At 34.0% G+C, this 3,922-nt stretch carries 6 protein-coding genes; 1 reads left to right on the top strand and 5 read right to left on the bottom strand.

What is annotated here, in order from left to right:
- Positions 1 to 51: 51 nt before the first annotated feature.
- The 5 genes from ACIQ2X_RS14495 to ACIQ2X_RS14475 form a co-directional block, all read right to left on the bottom strand.
- On the bottom strand, positions 52 to 663 hold the full coding sequence (locus ACIQ2X_RS14495; RefSeq protein WP_396179665.1) for a hypothetical protein: 612 nt from the start codon (positions 661 to 663) through the stop codon (positions 52 to 54).
- A 76-nt stretch (positions 664 to 739) separates the two neighbouring features.
- Complete coding sequence (locus ACIQ2X_RS14490; RefSeq protein WP_396179664.1) at positions 740 to 1,462, bottom strand: hypothetical protein; 723 nt, start codon at positions 1,460 to 1,462, stop codon at positions 740 to 742.
- A 268-nt stretch (positions 1,463 to 1,730) separates the two neighbouring features.
- Positions 1,731 to 2,063 (bottom strand): helix-turn-helix domain-containing protein, encoded by a 333-nt coding sequence (locus ACIQ2X_RS14485; RefSeq protein WP_396179662.1) that lies wholly within the window; start codon positions 2,061 to 2,063, stop codon positions 1,731 to 1,733.
- A gap of 3 nt (positions 2,064 to 2,066) precedes the next feature.
- Entirely contained in the window at positions 2,067 to 2,501 is a 435-nt protein-coding gene (locus ACIQ2X_RS14480) for a transposase (RefSeq protein ID WP_396179661.1), read from the bottom strand.
- 228 nt (positions 2,502 to 2,729) lie between these two features.
- Complete coding sequence (locus tag ACIQ2X_RS14475) at positions 2,730 to 3,464, bottom strand: LytR/AlgR family response regulator transcription factor (RefSeq protein WP_396179660.1); 735 nt, start codon at positions 3,462 to 3,464, stop codon at positions 2,730 to 2,732.
- Positions 3,465 to 3,680: 216 nt separating this feature from the next.
- Here ACIQ2X_RS14475 and ACIQ2X_RS14470 point away from each other — a divergent pair, with 216 nt between their 5' ends.
- Entirely contained in the window at positions 3,681 to 3,881 is a 201-nt protein-coding gene (locus ACIQ2X_RS14470; protein WP_396179659.1) for a DUF4130 domain-containing protein, read from the top strand.
- Positions 3,882 to 3,922 lie beyond the last annotated feature (41 nt).

The following is a 3,922-nucleotide window of genomic DNA, read 5'->3' as shown; positions in this document are numbered from 1 at the left end:
AGCTGGAATAACTTGAGTTTTTGACCCTAAAAATTTGTTTCTTTACAACAATCAACCAATTGGAGTAACTGTTGTAGTAACTGTAGTAGTTGGTGTTATATTTAATGTATAATTTTGATTGCCAGTTGTTACTGGAGTGCCTGTGGCTGTTAAAGTGATTATTTGACAGCCAGTAGTTGTAAATGTACCACTACTTGTGAAAGTAACACCGTTTTGTATTGCAGAAAGTGTATATGTACCTATTTGGGTCACATTGGCATAAAGGGTCATCGATACACCAGAAACAGCTACGCCTTGGGTCATACTTCCGTTGATGGTGCCAGAACCTGTACAACCAGCACCGCCGTAAGATGTTACAATAGCTGTACCGTTTGTTGATGGGTTAGAAACTGTTGGAGCTCTAAAACAATTCCATTGGGGTGCAACAGGTGTTCCATCGTTTACCTGTATACAACTTAAGGTTGAGTTGTAAATAATTAATCCTTGTGCTGGATTTACAATAGCGTTACGTTGTGCAGTGGTCAATCGAGGCGGTAATAAGCCTTTTGAGGTGCTTACGATATCTAAAAGAGCTGAACCATCAGGAGTTGTGGTGCCAATTCCGACCTGTCCGAAGACCGTGAGGCTATTTATAGCCATCAATAAAAATAATATTTTTTTCATTTTGTTCTATATAATGTTTTGTTATTTTTAATTTAACCTCGTAGCATAATTGCACAAGAGGAATTGCCTGAAAAAATCAAGATAACTGAGGGGGAGGCAAAGAAAAAGTGCACCTCTGAAAATGTTTTATATAACATGCTACTTCAGCAGTCAACTTGGGACAAGCGGCAAAGGTTTCTTTAAATAAAAAGCGGGGTATCATAAAGTTGCAGGTCGTTACTTTTGCCGGCGAAAAAGCCATTCCTTGTTGTGGCATAGCCAAAGCATTCAATCCATATTTCCAAATTCCTCTACCTGCGGTGGTATAAACGGCATCGCTTAAGTGCCTGGTTTTCTTAACTGGACTTTTTGTTACACTGCTTTGTTTTTTATAAAGCCGTTTGTGGCATAGTAATGAAACCTGTGTAAGCTGAGGGGGAGGTGTACGAATATCTTGTAATTCTAAATGGATGTGAAATATGGCACCCTCGGCTATATAGAGGTTACTGTTATTTCTAATTTGTAAAAAATTTGCTTCTGAAGTATTGCTAGAAGTACCTTTGACTACAACTCGGTGGAAGCCCGAAATTATTGTATTCTCTTTAAAATAAAAACCTGTAAAATTGTCCTTAACTTTATCTGTCGCAACAAATACCGCATCGTTAGAAAAATGGTTAGAACGTACAGTGATAATTGTAGCAGTATCGCTTTCTGTGGTACAAGCAAAACCCAGTAACTGTGAGGTTACAAAGATTATTGTAAAAAGCTTTTTTAATATTGGATTCATCATCAATGCACTCTTGCTTATTAATACAAACATTCAGAACCTCTTTATCAGAAGTGTTAAATAGTTCTAAAATTATTTACAAAATTAATTAAATTAAGATTACACGACTTTTTGATTCAATAAGTGGTCATATATCGAAATAAGTGGAAATACAGAGTAGTGATTTTAGCAGTCCAAAAAGATATCGCCCGGTGTAAAACCTATTGGGCGTGAACTACAGCGGTAGCTTGACCTGAAGTTATAGCGATAGCAATCGTTTTTTTAATAAATAGGCCTTAAGATTTTTCTGTACCTTGGACATTTATAAATTTTCGTGAAGGCAACGGTCTTTCCATTTTTTGAGCGTATTTCTGCTCATACAGAAATGGTTGGCAGTTTCGGTATTGCTTAGTCGGTATTCTTTTTGGTAATTTAAAATTTCTAAAGCGTCTTGGTGCGTATAAATTTTGAGTCGTTGTTGCTGTTTGTTACGGTCACCTCCCGCTTTATTAAAAATTATTTTATTCACATTCAGCACATCCATAAAATTGGAAATGTTATTAATTTGATGCAACAAATTACTTTCCTGAAGTCGCTCGGGATACACTTCTTTTATAATATCTGTAAAAATTACTTGGTAGTTGACTGTATTCATGATTTACCTTTTAGCTTCTTCTTGTTTTTTGAACTTTGCAATCCATCTAAATAATGTAGTTCTACCCACGCCATATTTTTCAATGGCTTCTGGTATGGTTATTTGATTCGTTTGCACTTTATTAACAATGAAATTTTTAATTTCGGGTGTGTAGAGATTTTTTCTTACATCCAATCCTGCACATATCTCGGTTTTTTCTTTTAATAGTTTTGCCGAAATACCGTGGTACATCATCAAATGTCCGCTGTAAATCCTGAAAAAGTCGAACTTCAACAATTTTGACCATTTGAGTAATAAATCGGTAGAAAGATGTTCTTGAGCAAACATGTTTTCAACCTCAGCATAAGGCATTGAAAAAAAGTTTTCCATTCGCTCATCCGTTATTTGGAGGGCAAGACAAGCTTCCCGTATCAATTTGCCTATGTGAATTTCATTCATCTTAACATTTTTAAAAACCATTTGGTATTTTAATAAAAGTGTTTTGATCATCAATAGTACTGCAACATTGCAAAAACATCGAACTTAAAACATACTTTTAAAAATAAGGTTTTGTAAAAATTTGGATTTTTCCCACAATAAATTTCTTGATTTATCAAGTGGGAAAACAACCTAATAAGTGTCAAATTATTAAGTGAATTTGGAAATTTAGAAGTACTGGGAAAGCACTTATTTTAAATTCAAAAATTGAATGAGATTACTCACTTTTCGCTTGGAAACGGGTAGCAGTTTGTTATTAGACATAAGACAATCATAGCCCACATTCTTCTCGATTGTGCGAACTTCATTAATGTTGATAATAAATTTGTGGTGCGTTCTGATAAACATGTTTTTATCTAGTAAATTTTCATATTCGCCCATGTTTAATGTAGACATTTTTATAGGAGCGTCTTTAAGATGAAAAATGGTGTACCTCCCATAGGCTTCGAGATATATAATATTTTCCATACCGACGATTTCAACTTTATTAGCCGAAGAGATGGCAATAAAAGATTTGTTTACGGCTACATTCTGTGTTATTGTTTTTGAATCATTGTTAGCAATCCAATTGATTGCTCTTGTGGTGACATCTATAAATTTTTCAATCAGTACAGGTTTAACTAAATAATTATGAATATGAAATTCGTAAGCTTTTACGGCATAATGTTCGTGGGAGGTAATGCAAATTTTGTACACATTTTCTGTGTTGATTTTTTCTAAAAAAGCAAATACCAAATCATTTCCGATATTTACATCCAAAAATAAAATATTGGGCTTATTCTCAAAAAAGCAATCCAAAGCCGTTTCTAATGTATGGGCTAGAAAAATAGTATGTATTTCTTTGAAATATTTGCGCAAGTACAACTCATACAACTTAGCACTGACTGTGTCGTCTTCTAGAATCAGAATTTTCAGATTTTTCATTTTTTATGGAATAGAAATAAGCAATTCGACCTTTTACAAATAGATGCTAAAGTTAGTAATTTTTTCTTAAAAATTGCTTTTTAAATTTATAAGTTGAAAAACTTTAGAAATTAAGTTTAGTTTTTTGGCTAAGTGACGCAGCCACAGACTTAAAAAAAACGCTTACGAGTTTCCATCATTTTCCTAACATTATTAAACGATTTAACCTCAATAGAAATGATATCGCTCGATCGTCCGATTGCCTTTGGCGAAAGCCAAAAAAAAGAACTACTCGACGAAAAAGAGCTCCATTACCAAAAATTGTGGATTGAATATTTTGACCATACCAACATTAAGGAACGCAAAAACGACAAACTTCATGTACAACACGTCCCGAAAAGGTATTGGAAGTATTTGACGGAGAAAAAAATGCTGTGAAATACGTTTCGAACCATTAAGGCATTGAGAAATTTAAGCGA

Origin of the sequence: Flavobacterium sp. (assembly GCF_044368625.1) — a bacterium.
GTDB lineage: Bacteria > Bacteroidota > Bacteroidia > Flavobacteriales > Flavobacteriaceae > Flavobacterium.
The sequence above is the reverse complement of the archived record's forward strand: the minus strand, read 5'-3'. Positions and strand labels throughout refer to the sequence as shown.